Consider the following 14,924-nt stretch of genomic DNA (forward strand, 5'->3'; position numbering starts at 1 on the left):
TCAGAACATACCGGTCCTGCTCGGCCTTCTCGGCTTCTACCATCGCAACGTGCTCGGCTACCCGTCGCGGGCGATCCTGCCCTATGACCAGCGCCTGTCGCGCTTCCCCGCCTATCTGCAGCAGCTCGATATGGAATCGAACGGCAAGGCGGTGACGCTTGAGAGCACGCCGGTCGAATACTCGACCGGCCCGGTCGTCTGGGGCGAGCCCGGCACCAACGGCCAGCACGCCTTCTACCAGCTGATCCACCAGGGCACGGACGTCATTCCCGCCGAGTTCATGATCGCCGCCAACGGCCACGAGAAGAACCTGCGTCACCAGCACGAGCTGCTGATCGCCAATTGCCTGGCCCAGTCGGAAGCGCTGATGAAGGGCCGCACGCTCGCGGAAGCCAAGGCGCAACTGACCGCCAAGGGTATGGCCGATTCCAAGGCCGACAAGATTGCGCCGCACCGCGTCTTCACCGGCAATCGCCCGTCGCTGACGATCGTCTATGACCAGCTCGATCCCTTCGCGCTCGGCCGCCTGATCGCGCTTTACGAGCACCGCGTCTTCGTCGAGGGCGCGCTCTTCAACATCAATTCCTTCGACCAGTGGGGCGTCGAGCTCGGCAAGGAGCTGGCGACCGGCCTGCTTCCCGTCGTCGAAGGTAAGGAAAGCGCCGAAGGTCACGATTCGTCGACGGCGGGTCTGGTGGCAGCCTTGCTGAAAGCCGCCCATTAAACAAATCCGCTCGGTTCTCCCCGGAACCGCACCGCTGAAGACGATAGAGGCCTGAGGCGCTTGTCGCGCCTCGGGCCTCGTGATTTTGCACAACCCGGCAACGTCGTGGCGCCGGGTTTCAGCACCTCCATCAGATCGAGCTTCGACAGCAGCGGAAAATAGTCCGTGTCCGACCCCATCTGCATCCAGGCATTGACCATGACCTTTCGACCTGACGGGAAGGCGACACGTCAGCAACGTCCGGAGAACTGGCCGACAGGCTGCCGCGGTTAGGCTCGCCCCGTTTCGAGCGTGCGATCTTTTCCTGCAACAGCCGCAAGCGCGCAGCGTCCGCTTCGGCGAGAGCCAGGAGATAGAGCGTTTCTCCCGGTGGCACGCGGCTCGCGAGCGCCGCAGCCGGCACACCGCCCGCGTGGACGTCGAGCGCGTAGCTCTGGCTTTCCGCAGGCGCGCTCCCCTCCTGCCAGGAAAGCTCCAGGGTCGCATCCAACATCACAATTGACGGCAATTATTTATTGTTTTACGATAAAAATACAAGTGAAACGATAAGGGACTTTGTATGACGAACTCCGCCGAGAGGCTGCGCAAGCTCAGCCGCTTCATGAAGCTCATGATCATATTGTGCGGAGCGTTGTTCTGTTCGGCGGTCGTCTACACGCATTGGCAGATCTTCTTCGACCGGCAAGGCTTCGAACAGGGCGTTCGCGACATCGTCTTCCCTCGGGTCGAGATCATCACTCTGTCCTATCGAGCCATCGGGACCGTCGCCTTTCTGGCCGCGATCAACAACGCGCTCGTCATTGCCGGCCTCGCATTCGCCTGGCAGCTTTTCGACAGCTTCCAGCGCGGCGAGATCCTGTCCGGTCGCAATGGCGTGCTGTTGCGGCGGGTGGGACTGACCGCCCTTTTCGGCTCGCTGTGCATGACCGTCAGCAATGGGATCGGCATCCTCGCTGTCACCTATGACAACCCGGGCACCACGGGACATGCGGTGATGTTCGACATCAATGGCGGCACGATGATCGTGCTTCTGATGGCCGGGCTCGTCGTCGGCCTCGGCCATGTCATGGTCATCGCATCGGGGGTCGAGGCGGAGAACAGGAGCTTCGTCTAGCGCATGCCGATTGTCGTCAATCTCGATGTGATGCTGGCGAAACGCAAGGTTCGTTCACGCGATCTTGCCGAACAGGTGGGGATCACCGAGCAGAACATCTCGCTGCTGAAATCCGGAAAAGTGAAGGGCGTGCGCTTCGACACGCTGGAAAAGATCTGCGCAGCACTCGACTGCCAGCCGGGCGATATCCTGGAATACCGCCCGGACCCGGACTAACGATCAAAGACCGATTTCATGCTTCCACGGCGGGTTGGCGCCTGCGCGCGAGACCGTGACGGCCGCCGCCTTGGCGCCGAGCGCCAGCGCGTTGCGAACGGCGGTTTCAGTGAGGCCGGCGACATCGGCCTTGCTCAGGAGACCGGCGAGCTTCAGCGACGCCAGCACGCCGGCATCGAAAGTGTCGCCGGCGCCAACGGTATCGACCACGGTCACGCGCTCACCGGCAACCTCGACCTTGTGGCGGGCGGTATAGCCGACGGCGCCATCGGCGCCCTTGGTAATCAGCACCAGCTTCGGGCCGCGCCTCAACCATTCGGCGGCGAGTTCGTCGTGGCTGCCCTCCATGCCAAACCAGGCAAGATCCTCGTCGGAGAACTTGATGATATCCGACATCGCCGCCATGCGGTTCATGCGGGCGAGATGCGCTTCCCGGTCCTTGATGAAACCGGGGCGGATATTCGGATCGAAAGAAATGACCCGTTTTTCATGCTCGCGCGTCATCAATGCTTCGTAGGTCGAGCCGCAGGGCTCGGGGATCAGGCTGATCGCGCCAAAATGCAGTGCCTCACAGAAATCGCCGAGCGTTGGCAGGTGCTCGCGGGTAATCATGCGGCCGGCAGTGTTTTCATCGAAGAAGGCGTAGCTGGCATGACCGTTGACCAGCTTGACGAAGGCAAGCGTCGTGTGCAGCGAGAGCGTCGCGCAGGGGCCGAAATCGACATTCGCCGCCTTCAGCGTGTCGCGCAGGATATCGCCGAACATGTCGTCGGAGAGACCCGTGAAAAAGCCGGTCTGGATGCCGAGGCGGCCAAGGGCGATCGCCGTGTTGAAAATCGCGCCGCCGGCATAGGGCGCAAAGGCACTCTCGCCCGCGGTCGTGTCCCGCGGCAGCATGTCGATCAGCGCTTCTCCGCAGCATACGATCATCGGCTTATCCTCCTCGACAGATTTTCAATCGATTTAAAAATTATGACTGAAGACGCTACGAGGCCCCGGCAGAACCGGGGCCTCGCCAGAGATTACGCCAAGGCGCTGACGCCGCCGTTGCGGCCCGACCAGGCGAGCGGCGCGTTGAGGAAGGCCTCGACCTCACCGAGCGTCTTTTCGTCGAACAGCTTCTGCTCGCGGGCGACCGCAAGCACGTTGCGCCATGTGGCGATCCAGTGCAGGTCGACGCCCTTGCCTTTCATCTCGCCGACCGCTTCCGGGAAGATGTCGTAGTAGAAGAGCGCAATGCCGTGGTCGACGATGCCACCGGCTGCGCGGATCGCGTCGATGAACTTGAACATCGAGCCACCAGCCGTCGTCAGGTCCTCGATGACGAGAACGCGGGCGCCTTCCGGCATATGGCCTTCGATCTGGGCGTTGCGGCCGTGGCCCTTGGGCGCCTTGCGCACATAGATCATCGGCAGACCGAGACGTTCGGCAAGCATGGCGGCGAAGGGAATGCCGGCGGTTTCGCCGCCTGCAACCACGTCGAACTTCTCAAAACCGGCTTCGCGCAGGATCGACGCTGCAGCAAAATCCATCACCGCCGAACGGATGCGCGGATAGGAAATCAGCTTGCGGCAGTCGATATAGACGGGGCTCGCCATGCCGGACGACAGCTTGTAGGGCTTGTCGGCGCTGAAATGCACGGCCTTGATCTCCCAGAGCATCTTGGCGACCAGCTCGGCCATGACGGCCTTGTCGGTGAACGCGTTGGAAAACATCAAACTCTCCTTCAAAACTTCAAGCGATCAAACGACGGCCCAGTGCAGCGGGAACATCGGATCGAAAACGGTGACCGGACCGGCACCGGTCTCGATCTTCTTGGGATAAGTGACAGCCTCTGCCTGTTTCCTGAGCGTGATCGTTTCCTCGTTCACCGGCAGCCCGTACCAGGCGGGACCGTTCAGCGAGGCGAAGGTTTCGAGCTTGTCGAGCGCGCCCTCCTCTTCGAACACATGCGCCAGGCAGCTCATGGTGTTGATCGAGGTGTAGATGCCGGCGCAGCCGCAGGCGCATTCCTTCAGCGGATCGACGTGCGGTGCGGAGTCCGTGCCGAGGAAGAAGCGCTTGTCGCCGGAGACGGCAGCCGCGCGCAATGCCAGGCGGTGGTTCTCGCGCTTGGCGACCGGCAGGCAGTAATAGTGTGGCTTGATCCCACCGACGAGAATGGCGTTGCGGTTGATGATCAGGTGATGGGTGGTGATCGAACCCGCAAGGTTCGCCTTCGACGCCTTGATGTAGTCGATGCCGTCCTTGGTGGTGACGTGCTCCATCGTCACCTTCAGTTCCGGCAGGCGCTTGCGCAAGGGATCGAGCACGGTCTCGATGAACACGGCCTCGCGGTCGAAGATGTCGACATCAGAGCTGGTGACTTCGCCATGCACGCAGAGCGGCAGGCCGATCTTTGCCATGCGCTCCAGCACCGGCATCGCCTCGTCGATGTTGCGCACGCCGCTGTGCGAGTTGGTCGTCGCACCTGCCGGGTAGAGCTTGACCGCCTTGACGAGACCGCTCTTGTGGCCGGCTTCGACGTCGTCGGGATTGGTGCCTGCGGTCAGGTAGAGCGTCATCAGCGGCTCGAACCGGTCCCCGGCCGGGATCGCTGAGACGATACGTTCGCGATAGGCGGAGGCGTCTGCGGTCGTGACGACAGGCGGCACCAGGTTGGGCATGATGATCGCGCGGGCGAAATGGCGGCTGGTATCGGCGATAACGCCCTTCAGCATGTCGCCGTCGCGCAAATGAAGGTGCCAATCATCCGGGCGGCGGATAACGAGGTCTTGCATGGTCAGCGTTCTCCTAGGTCAGAGCAGGCGCAGACGGAAAACCGCAGCCCCGGGCTCGCGCCCGATCCGCGCGCGCAGCTTTGCGAGCCGGCGGGTACGCGGGTGGCGGGCGGTTTCTCATGTGGTGGAACCGCGTCTCGATATCACCAATGCGCCCGCAAACACAATCCGCAATCCGACCATCGCTCAGAAATCCGCAAGCACCAGATCCGCCGCCCGCTGATGGTCGACCACGCGATGCGCGTTCGGGATGTCGTTACCGAGAGCCTTGCGCTTCGCCGCTTCCTCGTCATAGCCGTGATCGAACCAGCGCTGCAAAAGCCGCCGCTCCAGTTCTGCCACGCCGGGATTGATGAAGATCGAGAAATCGAAGGCGCCTTCGAGCCTGTCCCACGGCGCCTCGTCGAGCAGCAGGTAGTTGCCCTCGACCAGGATGATGCGGGTCTCGGGCGCAACGATCCTGGCAGAGGCGATCGCGATCTCGCGCGAGCGGTCGAAGACCGGAACCAGCACCTCGCCGTCATTGGCGCGCACCGCGGCGACCGTCGAAAGAAAAGCCCTGACGTCGAATGTCTCCGGCGACCCCTTCCGTGGGAGGAGACCTTTTTCCTCAAGAACGGCATTGTCCATGTGAAAGCCGTCCATCGGCAGAACCGCCGCCCTTTCGCCGCCGGCAACCAGGGTTTCGGCCAGCGCCTCGGCCAGCGTCGACTTCCCGGCACCGGGCGGCCCGGCGATGGCGACGACGAAGCGGGCGGCACCGGCCGCCCGTTTCAGGATTTCGTTTGCAATCGGCTCGACATTCATGCCGCAAGCGCCTCGCGCGGCGGCTCCTTCGCCCCGGTCATGAAGGCAACCGCATCCGACATCGTATGCTCCTTCGGATTGATGACGCAGAGACGCTTGCCGAGACGGTGAACGTGGATGCGGTCGGCCACCTCGAACACATGCGGCATGTTGTGCGAGATCAAGACGATCGGCAGGCCGCGCGAGCGCACGTCGAGGATCAACTCCAGCACCCGCCGGCTTTCCTTGACGCCGAGTGCCGCCGTCGGCTCGTCCATGATCACCACCTTGGAGCCGAAGGCCGCGGCCCGCGCCACGGCCACGCCCTGGCGCTGGCCGCCCGAGAGCGTTTCCACCGCCTGGTTGATGTTCTGGATCGTCATCAGCCCGAGTTCGGACAGTTTCGCCCGCGCCCGCTTTTCCATTTCCGCGCGATCGAGGGTGCGGAAAAGCTTGCCCATGATGCCAGGTTTGCGGATTTCGCGGCCGAGGAACATGTTGTCGGCGATCGACAGCGCCGGCGAAAGCGCCAGGTTCTGATAGACCGTTTCGATGCCGGCCGTTCGCGCTTCCATCGGCGAACGGAAGTTGATCAGTTGGCCCTCAAGCCGGATCTCGCCCTCATCCGGCGTGATAGCGCCGGAGATCGCCTTGATCATCGAGGACTTGCCGGCACCGTTGTCGCCAATCACGGCGAGGATCTCGCCGGGATAGAGATCGAAATCGGCATGATCGAGGGCGGTGACGCGACCGTAACGCTTGACCAGGCCGCGCGCGGTGAGAATGGGTTCCTGAGCCATCAGCCTGCTACCTTTCTGATCCATTGGTCGATTGCGACGGCGGTGATGATCAAGACGCCGGTGAGGAAGACTTTCCACTGCGGATCGGCGCCGAGCATGTTGAGCCCCATGGAGACGACGCCGACGATCATCGCGCCGATCAGTGTGCCGAGGATCGACCCGCGGCCGCCGAAGAGCGAGATGCCGCCGATCACGGCTGCGGTGATGGCCTGCAGATTGTAGTCGGTGACGGCGGCGGACGGCGAGATCGAGCCATTGCGGCCGATCGAGACCCAGGCGGCAAGTGCCGCGATCAGGCCGGCAAGCGTATAGGCACTCAGAAGCACGCGGCTGGTGCGGATACCCGAGAGCTTCGCCGCCTCCGGATCGTCGCCAACGGCATAGAGGTGGCGGCCCCAGGCGGTGTGGTTCAGCGCGTACCAGAGGCCGAAGACCAGCACGACCATCATCACCACGCCGAGCGTGAAGACGGCGGAGCCCACCTTGAAGCTGACGCCGAAGAGGTGGAGCATCTGGGTGACGGCCGTCACGTCGGCCTCGCGGATCGTCGCGTTGGCCGAATAGATGAAGTTCGTCGACATGATGACATACCAGGTGCCGAGCGTGACGATGAACGGCGGAAGCTTGACCCTGGAGACGAGGAAGCCGTTGAGGAAGCCGCAGGCGCCGCCGACGACGAAGCCGATGAAGATCGCGATCGGTGCCGGAAGGCCGTAGGTGACGGCGCAATTGCCCATGATCACAGCCGACAGCACCATGATGACACCGATCGAAAGATCGATGCCGGCGGTCAGGATCACCAGCGTCTGTGCGGCACCAAGAATGCCGACGATGGCGATCTGCTGAAGGATCAGGGTCAGGGTGTAGGACGAGAAGAACTTACCCCCGATGGCGATGCCGAAGATCAGGATCGCTGCAATCAGCACGATGAACGGCACAGCGGCCGGCGTCGAATGCAGGAAATGCTGGATCTTCTGGACCGCTGTCTTGTCATGCGTATCGAACGACGCGACCTGCGTCGAACTGTTGACCAGGACTTTCTCGAATTCCTGGGATGGCTGCGCGGCTGTGTTGGGCTCGCCCATGGACCTTCCTCCCGTGAACCCCACTCCCAAGGGGTTGCGATGGTGTCGTGCACAGCCCGCCCACAATGACGCGGGCAATAGCACTCTTTAAAAGCTGCGCGGTTTTCGTCGCCTTGTCAAAGACATCGGCGCTTACGCGAAGGGCGGCCGGGGCCGCCCTTCCGTTGCCTTTACATGGTGACGGTAGAAGGCGGGCAATCAGCCCCAGCACTTCTCCGTGCCGACCTTGGTATCGATCGATTCGACGCCGGCTGCCGGCTTGTCGGTGACGAGCGAGACGCCGGTATCGAAGAAGTCCTTGCCTTCCGTCGGCTTCGGCTTCTCACCGGTATCGGCGAACTTCTTGATCGCCTCGATGCCGAGAGCCGCCATCATCAGCGGGTACTGCTGCGAGGTTGCGCCGATGACACCTTCGGCGACCGACTTGACGCCCGGGCAACCGCCGTCGACCGAAACGATCAGCACGTCCTTTTCCTTGCCGACGGCCTTCAGCGCCTGATAAGCGCCGACGGCAGCCGGCTCGTTGATGGTGTGGATGACGTTGATATCAGGATCCTTCTGCAGAAGGTTCTCCATCGCCTTGCGGCCGCCTTCCTCGTTGCCGTTGGTGACGTCGTGGCCGACGATGCGCGGATCGTCCTCGTCGCCGATCTTGTTCGGATCCTTCGTGTCGATGCCGAAGCCCATCATGAAGCCCTGGTCGCGCAGAACGTCGACTGTCGGCTGCGACGGCGTCAGGTCGAGGAAGCCGATCTTGGCGGTCTTGGCACCATCACCCATGGTGGCGGCGGCCCATTGGCCGATCAGCTTGCCGGCGAGCAGGTTGTCGGTGGCAAAGGTCGCATCGGCGGCGGTTGCCGGATCGAGCGGCGTGTCGAGCGCGATCACGAGCAGACCGGCTTCCTGCGCCTTCTTGACCTGATCGACGATCGCCTTGGTGTCGGAGGCGGCGATCAGGATGCCTTTGGCACCGTCTGCAATGCAGGATTCGACCGCAGCCACCTGGCTGTCATGGTCGCCGTCGATCTTGCCGGCATAGGACTTCAGCGTCACGCCGAGTTCCTTGGCCTTGGCAGTCGCGCCCTCCTTCATCTTGACGAAAAAGGGGTTGGTGTCGGTCTTGGTAATCAGGCAGGCGCCGACATCGGCGGCTTGCGCGGGCATGGCGAAGACAACGCCAAGCGACAGCGCGCCAAAAGCAGCGGAAAGAACAGTCTTCTTCATGAAATCCTCCCAAGGATTGAAAATCGTGCCGGCGGACCGGCCCTGGCTACACCACCGCAGCATTCTCCTCCGCTGCAACTGGCGCTTCCGAGACAAAAACAAACACTAAATTTCCGGGGTGTCAATAAATAAATCAAATTGAATTATTATTTCGATGTGGCATTCTTGGGATGACAGCGCTCCACCGGAGGATTGGCGCGCCGACCAAATTGACAGAGCCGCGACAAGTGGAAACAAGAGACCTGCGCCAAGCGGGCGGCAGAACGGGATGAGGAACTATGCAGGCGGCTTGCGCCCGTATCCCGCTCACATAATCCAATGCCAACGGGAGGAGACGGTGGCATGTCACTGACAGACGGCCCCGACCGGGGACCGACGCAACCTGAAGTCATCGACCCGAGCGGCGGCGCCAACCAGACGCGCGTGCGCGCCTACAACGAACGGCTGGTCATGTCGCTGGTCCGGCGCCACGGCGGCCTCTCCAAGGCCGACATTGCCCGGCGCTCCGGCCTGTCGGCGCAGACCGTTTCGGTGATCATGCGCGCGCTCGAAAGCGACGGCCTTCTGGTCAAAGGCGATCCCGTCAGAGGCAAGGTCGGCCAGCCCTCGACGCCGATGCGGCTCAACCCAGACGCGGTCTATTCCTTTGGCGTCAAGATCGGCCGGCGCAGCGCCGATCTGGTGCTGATGGATTTCGTCGGCAACATCCGGCTGCATCTGCACCACGTGCATCCCTATCCGTTGCCCGGCGATCTCGTCGATTTCATCATTTCCGGCATGGCGAAGCTCGAACAGCAGCTTGGCCCCGACCAGCGCAAGCGCATCGCCGGCATCGGCATCGCCACCCCCTTCGAACTCTGGAACTGGGCCGAAGAAGTGGGCGCGCCGCGCGAAGAGATGAACAGGTGGCGCGACGTCGACCTGCAGGCGGCGGTCGCTGCCCGTACCACCTATCCGGTGTTTCTGCAGAACGACGGCACCAGCGCCTGCGGTGCCGAGCTCGCCTTCGGCGTCGGCGCCAGCTATCCGGATTTCGTCTATTTCTATATCGGCTCGTTCATCGGCGGCGGTGTTGTGCTGAACTCCGCACTCTTCTCCGGGCGAACAGGAACGGCTGGCGCCGTCGGTCCGCTGCCGGTCTCGGGCAAGGACGGCAAGACCATCCAGCTGCTCAAGATCGCCTCGGTCTTCGTGCTCGAAAACCTCTTGCGCGAGCGCGGCATCGATCCGCGGCCGCTCTGGTACTCGGCCGACGACTGGATCGACTTCGGCGAACCGCTCGACATCTGGATCGACGACTGCGGCGCAGCCCTCGCCCAGGCCGTCGTCTCCGCCGTTTCGATCGTCGACTTCTCGGCCGTCGTCATCGACGGCGGCTTCCCGCCCTGGGTGCGGGCGCGGTTGCTTTCCGCCACGCGCAAGGCGCTCTACGACCTCGACCTTCAGGGCGTGACTATTCCCGAACTGGTGGAAGGCATGGTCGGCAGCCATGCGCGCGCCATCGGCGGCGCGAGCCTGCCGCTCTTTTCCCGCTACCTGCTCGACACCAATGTCCTCTTCAAGGAGCTCGGCTGATGCTGAAAGGCCTAAACCCGATCCTCAGTCCCGAACTGCTCGCAACGCTGCGAGCGATGGGCCACGGCGACGAGATCGCGCTGGTGGATGGCAACTACCCCGGCCAGGAACATGCGCGCCGTCTCATCCGGCTCGACGGGCACCCGCTGATCCCCGTGCTCGACGCTATCTTGAGCGTCTTGCCGATCGACGATTTTGTGCCCGAGGCGATCTTCCGGGCCACTGTCAAACAGGACAAGGACACGCTCGACCCGGTCCACCAAGAGATCGTCGCGTGCTGCGGCAAGCACGAACCGAACCGCCGCGTCGTGCCTCTGCTCGGCGCCGATTTTTATCCGCGCGTCAGGGCCGCCCACACTGTGGTCCAGACGAGCGAGCCACGGCTTTACGGCAACGTCATCCTGCGCAAGGGCGTGATTTATCCCTGAGACTTCGCACACAACGAAAAAAGCCCGCCGGCGAACCGGCGGGCCTTGCATTTCATCAAGTGAAATCCGTGCCTCAGGCGCCGCGCTTGTCGATCGACAGCGCGCCCGGGCCAAAGGCGGCGAGCACGAGGAAGCCACCGGCGACCGAGATGTTCTTCATCATCATCAGGCTGTTGAAGACGCTCAGCAGGCCGTTGGCTTCCGGCGGGAAGGTCGGAATGTTGATCGCACCGCTATGGAAGACGAAGGCGGTCACGAGCGTGAAGGCCGCCAGCAGGTAGGCCGCAATCTTCGTCTGGAAACCGACGAGAACGGCAAGACCGGCAACCAGTTCGAAGGCGCCGGCGAGATAGGCAAGCAGCGTCGGCGCGGGCCAGCCGGCACCGGTGATCATTCCGGCGGTCGCCGACGGATCGGTGAGCTTGCCGAAACCGGCCGTGATAAACATGATCGAAAGCAGGATGCGTCCGACGAGGACGACAACATTCTGAGACATGGAAGACTCCTGTGAGAAACGGTTCGTTGGCAACAGAAGTATCAGTATTTTCAAAATCATCTAGCCGTTGCGCGGGCGACAGATCGTTCACAAAAATGAAACGCCGATGACGCATCGTCAACCTTCTGTCGGCCACTTCTCGACGCAGGACTGCAAGGCAATGCGGAACTACAACGACGGCGCCTCGTTCTTTTATGTTGCAACGACGGAGCGGCTGGGCGAAGAATTTCGGCGCGGCAGGGGACGCCGCGCGGGGGAATGTCATGAACGAAATCAACAGGAGCCCGGCATTCTGGCGCTCGTTTCCGATCTTTGAAGAATTCGACAAGGACGCTATCGCCGAACTTGCCAATATCGCAACCTATCGGAAATGGCCGGCCGGCACCGTGATCTTCCAGCGCGGCGACGAAGGCAACTACATGATTGTCGTCATCTCCGGGCGCATCAAGCTGTCGCTGATCACGCCGCAGGGCCGCGAACTGATGCTGCGCCAGCACGAAGCCGGCGCGATCTTCGGCGAGATGGCGGTGCTCGACGGTCAGACCCGTTCGGCCGATGCGACCGCCACGACCGCCTCCGAGGGCTATGTAATCGGCAAGAAGGCCTTTCTCGACATCGTCACCAATCGACGGGAGGCGGCCGAAGCGGTCATCCGCTTTCTCTGCGCCCAGCTTCGCGACACGACGGAGCGGCTGGAAACCATCGCGCTTTACGACCTCAACGCCCGGGTGGCGCGCTTCTTCCTCGCGACCCTCCGGCAGATCCACGGCAACGAATTGCCGGAAAGTGCCAATCTCAGGCTGACCATGAGCCAGACGGACATCGCCGGCGTGCTCGGCGCCAGCCGACCCAAGGTCAACCGCGCCATCCAGTGGCTTGAGGAGAGCGGCGCGATCAAGCGCAACGAAGGCATCATCGCCTGCAAGGTCGGTCGCCTGCAGAGCATCGCTGACCCCGAGGAGGACTAGACCGCATGGTCGTTGAGCCGCGCCGGCGTTTGCGTTTCACGCCGCTCGCCGGCGGTTGCCTCACGAGCCTGCTTGCGGCCATAGCACTCTATCTCTACGCCGGACCGCTGTTCGAAACCCAGCGCGAGTTGTTCTTCGACAGTCTGACGCAATGGGTTCCTGCCCCCCAGTCGCCCGACCTCGTCGTCGTCGACATCGACCGGCAGGCCCACCAGTCGCGCCCTTCGGGTGAATGGGACCGGACAGCGACCGCCGAGCTTCTGTCACGACTAGCGACCGCGGGCGCCAAGGTGATTGCAGTCGATTTCGTCTTCAGCGCCGATTGCGACCCCAGCTCCGACGGCAACCCGGCGCTTGCCGCAGCACTTTCGAAGACCGCCGTCGTTCTCGGTTTTCTCGTCGCCGATACGGTGCAGGAGCGGCCGCGTCCCGTGCCGCCGCTGGCGCTCAGCCGACCCTTCACCGCGCCCGAACTGTGGTTTCTCGACGGCGCGGAAACGTCATGCCGGGCCTTCATGGATCAGGCGAGTGCGGCGGCGGCCTCGTTTCTCGTCGGCGACGAGGATGCGCGCATACGCCGGGTTCAGGCCTATGCCATCCTCGGCAACGACGCCTATCCGACGCTGGCGATCGAAGCGGCCCGGCAGATGCGGGGCGGCGGCACGCCCATCCTCGGCGGCCAGCCGGCCTGGATGCGCATCGACGGGCAAACGATCTTGCTCGACGACACCGGAAGCCTGCGTTTCGTCGCAAGTTCTCAGGAACGGCTCAGCGAACGTACGGTTTCGGCGGCCGACGTCTTGTCCGGCAAGGCTTTGCCCGAACGCTTCGCCGGCAAACTCGTGCTGATCGGCAGCAGCCTGCCAAGCCTCGGAGGCCTCAGACCGAGCGCCTCGATGCCGCTCGAACCCTCGGTGCAGATCCACGCCGACATCGCCAACGCGATCATGACCGGCTTCCTGCCGCAGCGCGACGGCCGATTGCCGCTTGCCGAAGCCGTGGCCGCACTTGTCGCCGGCCTCGGCATCGCCTTTGCCGCCACCCGCCTGCGGCCGCTGACATCGGCGGCGCTCGGCCTTTGCACCGTCGCCGCCGCGGTCGCTGCAGCTGCCGTCGTCTACGATGCCAGCGGCTGGCTCATCGATGCCGTCAGCGTCTCGGTCGCGCTTATTGCCGTCCTCGCGGTGACCAGCGTCCTGCAATTTGCCCAGGTGCGGCGCGCGGAAGCGACGGCCCGGCAGAAGTTTTCGCAATATCTGCCGCAGTCGGTGGTCGCCCGCTACATCGACAATCCCGGACTTGCCCGCATGGCTGGCGAGGAGCGCCAGGTGACCGCGCTCTTTACCGACATCGAGAGCTTTTCCACCCTCTCGCAGAGGCTCAAGCCGCGGGAGCTCATCGCCTTGCTCGACATCTATTTTGCCGAAGTCAACGCGCTGGTGGCCGACCATGGCGGCATGGTCGACAAGGTGGTGGGCGATGCGGTGCACGCGTTCTTCAACGCCCCGGAGGATCTGGCTGATCATGTCGACAGGGCCATCGATTGCGCCAAGGCGATCCATGCGCTGACGGAAGAGATGCGCAGGCGTCCGCAGTTCGCCTCCAACGGTTTCGGCCGTACGCGGATCGGGATCGAGACCGGACCGGCCGTCGTCGGCGAGGTCGGCGCCGGCGGCAAGCTCGACTACACGGCCCACGGCGATGCGATCAATCTGGCGGCACGCCTTCAGGAGGCAAACAAGTTTCTCGGCACGGCGATCTGCGTCGGGCCCGCTGCCGCTCAGGAAAGCAAAAGGCCGCTTCGCCCGCTTGGCAGCCACGAGATCCGCGGGTTCTCGACGATGGAACTGTTCACGGTCGCCGACTGAGGCGGCGCGCCGTCTGCACCCGCCGCTTCGGATAATGTCGGCGTCAGCTCAGCGCGTCAGGCCGACGCTGGCATAGGCCTCCTTGATGCGCGCCTCGCCCCAGTTGGCGGGCTCGCTCGGGACGTCCCCGCGATGATGAAACTCCACCCCCTGCCCCGCAGCGACGATCTTGGTTACGCCGCCGCGCGCGACCGAAACGCTTCCATGTTCGACGAAGACGGCAAAGGCGGCCCGGCTCGGACCACAGAAGAACTTGGTGCCGCGCACGCCGATCATGCCGAAGGCCGTGCGGACGGCGACATCGACCTTCGGCAACCCCTCAGGCCGGTCGAAGACCATGCGGCCCGTTCCAAGCTCGAGCGTGCCGCCCTGCCCGGCAATGAAGCTATCGACGAGCAGTTCGGTTTCGGCGCCCAGAAGCACGCGCGTATCCGTGCCCAGATTCAAGGTTGCAAAACTCTCGGCGTTCGTGTGCACGCGGTCGTTCTCGAACAGCTGACCGCCGACGGCGAGTGGCTTATCCTTTTTTGCCTGCCTCAGCCGGACATCGCCGCGGATCTCCGTTGCCTCGCCAAGGGCTGAGCCTGCCCAGGCGGGCGTAGCACCACCGCCGGCCGCCGTCAGCAACAGACCGCCGACGACGACGCGCCGGCTCACCAGCATCTTGCGCATCGACGCTGCCAGATCTTCCATCGCTTATCTCCCGTATCGCTGCCGCCTTGCGAGGATAGCCCCGGCGCTCCCGGATGCAAGCGGGCGCAGGGCCGGCCCGCAGCAGTCCCTCCCCACTTCGCCCGAGCTTTCGTTGCCGGGCTGTTCCCGCCGGAACAGCCGTCTCCAACGAGCAGGGATAAGTTCAC

The 14,924-nt window shown here is 63.4% G+C and carries 16 protein-coding genes and 1 pseudogene; 8 read left to right on the forward strand and 9 right to left on the reverse strand.

Annotation, left to right across the window (positions count from 1 at the left end):
* The 3 genes and pseudogenes from ASE71_RS31740 to ASE71_RS31750 form a co-directional block, all read left to right on the forward strand.
* Positions 1-724 (forward strand): annotated as a pseudogene (locus tag ASE71_RS31740) (glucose-6-phosphate isomerase); the annotation flags it as partial.
* Positions 725-1,283: 559 nt separating this feature from the next.
* A complete protein-coding gene (locus tag ASE71_RS31745; RefSeq protein WP_034797227.1) occupies positions 1,284-1,838 on the forward strand; it encodes a DUF2975 domain-containing protein in 555 nt (184 codons plus the stop codon).
* Between the two features lie 3 nt (positions 1,839-1,841).
* Positions 1,842-2,054, forward strand: coding sequence for a helix-turn-helix domain-containing protein (locus ASE71_RS31750; protein WP_034797229.1), 213 nt, complete (start codon positions 1,842-1,844; stop codon positions 2,052-2,054).
* A 3-nt stretch (positions 2,055-2,057) separates the two neighbouring features.
* Here the strand turns inward: ASE71_RS31750 and ASE71_RS31755 are convergent, their stop codons facing one another.
* The 7 genes from ASE71_RS31755 to ASE71_RS31785 all read right to left on the reverse strand — a co-directional run bounded on the left by ASE71_RS31755 (position 2,058) and on the right by ASE71_RS31785 (position 8,729).
* Positions 2,058-2,984, reverse strand: coding sequence for a carbohydrate kinase family protein (locus tag ASE71_RS31755; protein WP_060519846.1), 927 nt, complete (start codon positions 2,982-2,984; stop codon positions 2,058-2,060).
* A gap of 92 nt (positions 2,985-3,076) precedes the next feature.
* Complete coding sequence (locus ASE71_RS31760; RefSeq protein ID WP_043618867.1) at positions 3,077-3,769, reverse strand: orotate phosphoribosyltransferase; 693 nt, start codon at positions 3,767-3,769, stop codon at positions 3,077-3,079.
* 27 nt (positions 3,770-3,796) lie between these two features.
* A complete protein-coding gene (gene pyrC, locus ASE71_RS31765) occupies positions 3,797-4,834 on the reverse strand; it encodes a dihydroorotase (protein WP_034797236.1) in 1,038 nt (345 codons plus the stop codon).
* A 186-nt stretch (positions 4,835-5,020) separates the two neighbouring features.
* Positions 5,021-5,641, reverse strand: a complete 621-nt coding sequence (locus ASE71_RS31770; protein ID WP_034797237.1) for a nucleoside triphosphate hydrolase — start codon at positions 5,639-5,641, stop codon at positions 5,021-5,023.
* Entirely contained in the window at positions 5,638-6,420 is a 783-nt protein-coding gene (locus ASE71_RS31775; RefSeq protein WP_034797240.1) for an ATP-binding cassette domain-containing protein, read from the reverse strand. Before ASE71_RS31775 ends, ASE71_RS31770 begins: the two co-directional genes overlap by 4 nt.
* Positions 6,420-7,505: an ABC transporter permease gene (locus tag ASE71_RS31780; RefSeq protein ID WP_034797242.1), complete on the reverse strand. Its 1,086-nt coding sequence runs from the start codon at positions 7,503-7,505 to the stop codon at positions 6,420-6,422. The genes ASE71_RS31775 and ASE71_RS31780 overlap by 1 nt, the downstream gene beginning before the upstream one ends.
* A 198-nt stretch (positions 7,506-7,703) precedes the next feature.
* Positions 7,704-8,729 carry a sugar ABC transporter substrate-binding protein gene (locus ASE71_RS31785; RefSeq protein WP_034797243.1) on the reverse strand — a complete coding sequence of 342 codons (1,026 nt, stop codon included), beginning with the start codon at positions 8,727-8,729 and terminating at the stop codon, positions 7,704-7,706.
* 342 nt (positions 8,730-9,071) lie between these two features.
* Here ASE71_RS31785 and ASE71_RS31790 point away from each other — a divergent pair, with 342 nt between their 5' ends.
* Entirely contained in the window at positions 9,072-10,304 is a 1,233-nt protein-coding gene (locus ASE71_RS31790; RefSeq protein ID WP_060519843.1) for an ROK family transcriptional regulator, read from the forward strand.
* Positions 10,304-10,732, forward strand: a complete 429-nt coding sequence (locus ASE71_RS31795; protein WP_060519841.1) for an RbsD/FucU family protein — start codon at positions 10,304-10,306, stop codon at positions 10,730-10,732. The genes ASE71_RS31790 and ASE71_RS31795 overlap by 1 nt, the downstream gene beginning before the upstream one ends.
* A 73-nt stretch (positions 10,733-10,805) precedes the next feature.
* On the opposite strand, the gene ASE71_RS31800 is transcribed toward ASE71_RS31795, so the two are convergent.
* Positions 10,806-11,228 carry a DoxX family protein gene (locus tag ASE71_RS31800; protein WP_034797251.1) on the reverse strand — a complete coding sequence of 141 codons (423 nt, stop codon included), beginning with the start codon at positions 11,226-11,228 and terminating at the stop codon, positions 10,806-10,808.
* A gap of 106 nt (positions 11,229-11,334) precedes the next feature.
* Between ASE71_RS31800 and ASE71_RS36120 the strand changes: the two genes are divergently transcribed.
* From ASE71_RS36120 to ASE71_RS31810, 3 genes are read left to right on the forward strand one after another with little or no spacing between them, the layout of a single operon-like run.
* Positions 11,335-11,544: a hypothetical protein gene (locus ASE71_RS36120; RefSeq protein WP_156411768.1), complete on the forward strand. Its 210-nt coding sequence runs from the start codon at positions 11,335-11,337 to the stop codon at positions 11,542-11,544.
* Positions 11,492-12,196: a Crp/Fnr family transcriptional regulator gene (locus tag ASE71_RS31805; protein WP_034797255.1), complete on the forward strand. Its 705-nt coding sequence runs from the start codon at positions 11,492-11,494 to the stop codon at positions 12,194-12,196. The genes ASE71_RS36120 and ASE71_RS31805 overlap by 53 nt, the downstream gene beginning before the upstream one ends.
* 5 nt (positions 12,197-12,201) lie before the next feature.
* Positions 12,202-14,064, forward strand: coding sequence for a CHASE2 domain-containing protein (locus tag ASE71_RS31810; RefSeq protein ID WP_060519839.1), 1,863 nt, complete (start codon positions 12,202-12,204; stop codon positions 14,062-14,064).
* A 48-nt stretch (positions 14,065-14,112) separates the two neighbouring features.
* On the opposite strand, the gene ASE71_RS31815 is transcribed toward ASE71_RS31810, so the two are convergent.
* The gene (locus tag ASE71_RS31815) at positions 14,113-14,736 is read right to left on the reverse strand and encodes a FecR domain-containing protein (RefSeq protein WP_034797608.1); all 624 of its coding nucleotides are present in this window, start codon (positions 14,734-14,736) and stop codon (positions 14,113-14,115) included.
* Positions 14,737-14,924 lie beyond the last annotated feature (188 nt).

Origin of the sequence: Ensifer sp. Root954, from assembly GCF_001429005.1 — a bacterium.
GTDB lineage: Bacteria > Pseudomonadota > Alphaproteobacteria > Rhizobiales > Rhizobiaceae > Ensifer > Ensifer adhaerens.

What these genes read in the sequence shown, in the direction of transcription:
- ASE71_RS31745 (WP_034797227.1), top strand. Translation starts at nt 1,284, where the DNA reads ATGACGAACTCCGCCGAGAGGCTGCGCAAGCTCAGCCGCTTCATGAAG.
- ASE71_RS31750 (WP_034797229.1), top strand. Translation starts at nt 1,842, where the DNA reads ATGCCGATTGTCGTCAATCTCGATGTGATGCTGGCGAAACGCAAGGTT.
- ASE71_RS31755 (WP_060519846.1), bottom strand. Translation starts at nt 2,984, where the DNA reads ATGATCGTATGCTGCGGAGAAGCGCTGATCGACATGCTGCCGCGGGAC.
- ASE71_RS31760 (WP_043618867.1), bottom strand. Translation starts at nt 3,769, where the DNA reads ATGTTTTCCAACGCGTTCACCGACAAGGCCGTCATGGCCGAGCTGGTC.
- pyrC (WP_034797236.1), bottom strand. Translation starts at nt 4,834, where the DNA reads ATGCAAGACCTCGTTATCCGCCGCCCGGATGATTGGCACCTTCATTTG.
- ASE71_RS31770 (WP_034797237.1), bottom strand. Translation starts at nt 5,641, where the DNA reads ATGAATGTCGAGCCGATTGCAAACGAAATCCTGAAACGGGCGGCCGGT.
- ASE71_RS31775 (WP_034797240.1), bottom strand. Translation starts at nt 6,420, where the DNA reads ATGGCTCAGGAACCCATTCTCACCGCGCGCGGCCTGGTCAAGCGTTAC.
- ASE71_RS31780 (WP_034797242.1), bottom strand. Translation starts at nt 7,505, where the DNA reads ATGGGCGAGCCCAACACAGCCGCGCAGCCATCCCAGGAATTCGAGAAA.
- ASE71_RS31785 (WP_034797243.1), bottom strand. Translation starts at nt 8,729, where the DNA reads ATGAAGAAGACTGTTCTTTCCGCTGCTTTTGGCGCGCTGTCGCTTGGC.
- ASE71_RS31790 (WP_060519843.1), top strand. Translation starts at nt 9,072, where the DNA reads ATGTCACTGACAGACGGCCCCGACCGGGGACCGACGCAACCTGAAGTC.
- ASE71_RS31795 (WP_060519841.1), top strand. Translation starts at nt 10,304, where the DNA reads ATGCTGAAAGGCCTAAACCCGATCCTCAGTCCCGAACTGCTCGCAACG.
- ASE71_RS31800 (WP_034797251.1), bottom strand. Translation starts at nt 11,228, where the DNA reads ATGTCTCAGAATGTTGTCGTCCTCGTCGGACGCATCCTGCTTTCGATC.
- ASE71_RS36120 (WP_156411768.1), top strand. Translation starts at nt 11,335, where the DNA reads ATGACGCATCGTCAACCTTCTGTCGGCCACTTCTCGACGCAGGACTGC.
- ASE71_RS31805 (WP_034797255.1), top strand. Translation starts at nt 11,492, where the DNA reads ATGAACGAAATCAACAGGAGCCCGGCATTCTGGCGCTCGTTTCCGATC.
- ASE71_RS31810 (WP_060519839.1), top strand. Translation starts at nt 12,202, where the DNA reads ATGGTCGTTGAGCCGCGCCGGCGTTTGCGTTTCACGCCGCTCGCCGGC.
- ASE71_RS31815 (WP_034797608.1), bottom strand. Translation starts at nt 14,736, where the DNA reads ATGCGCAAGATGCTGGTGAGCCGGCGCGTCGTCGTCGGCGGTCTGTTG.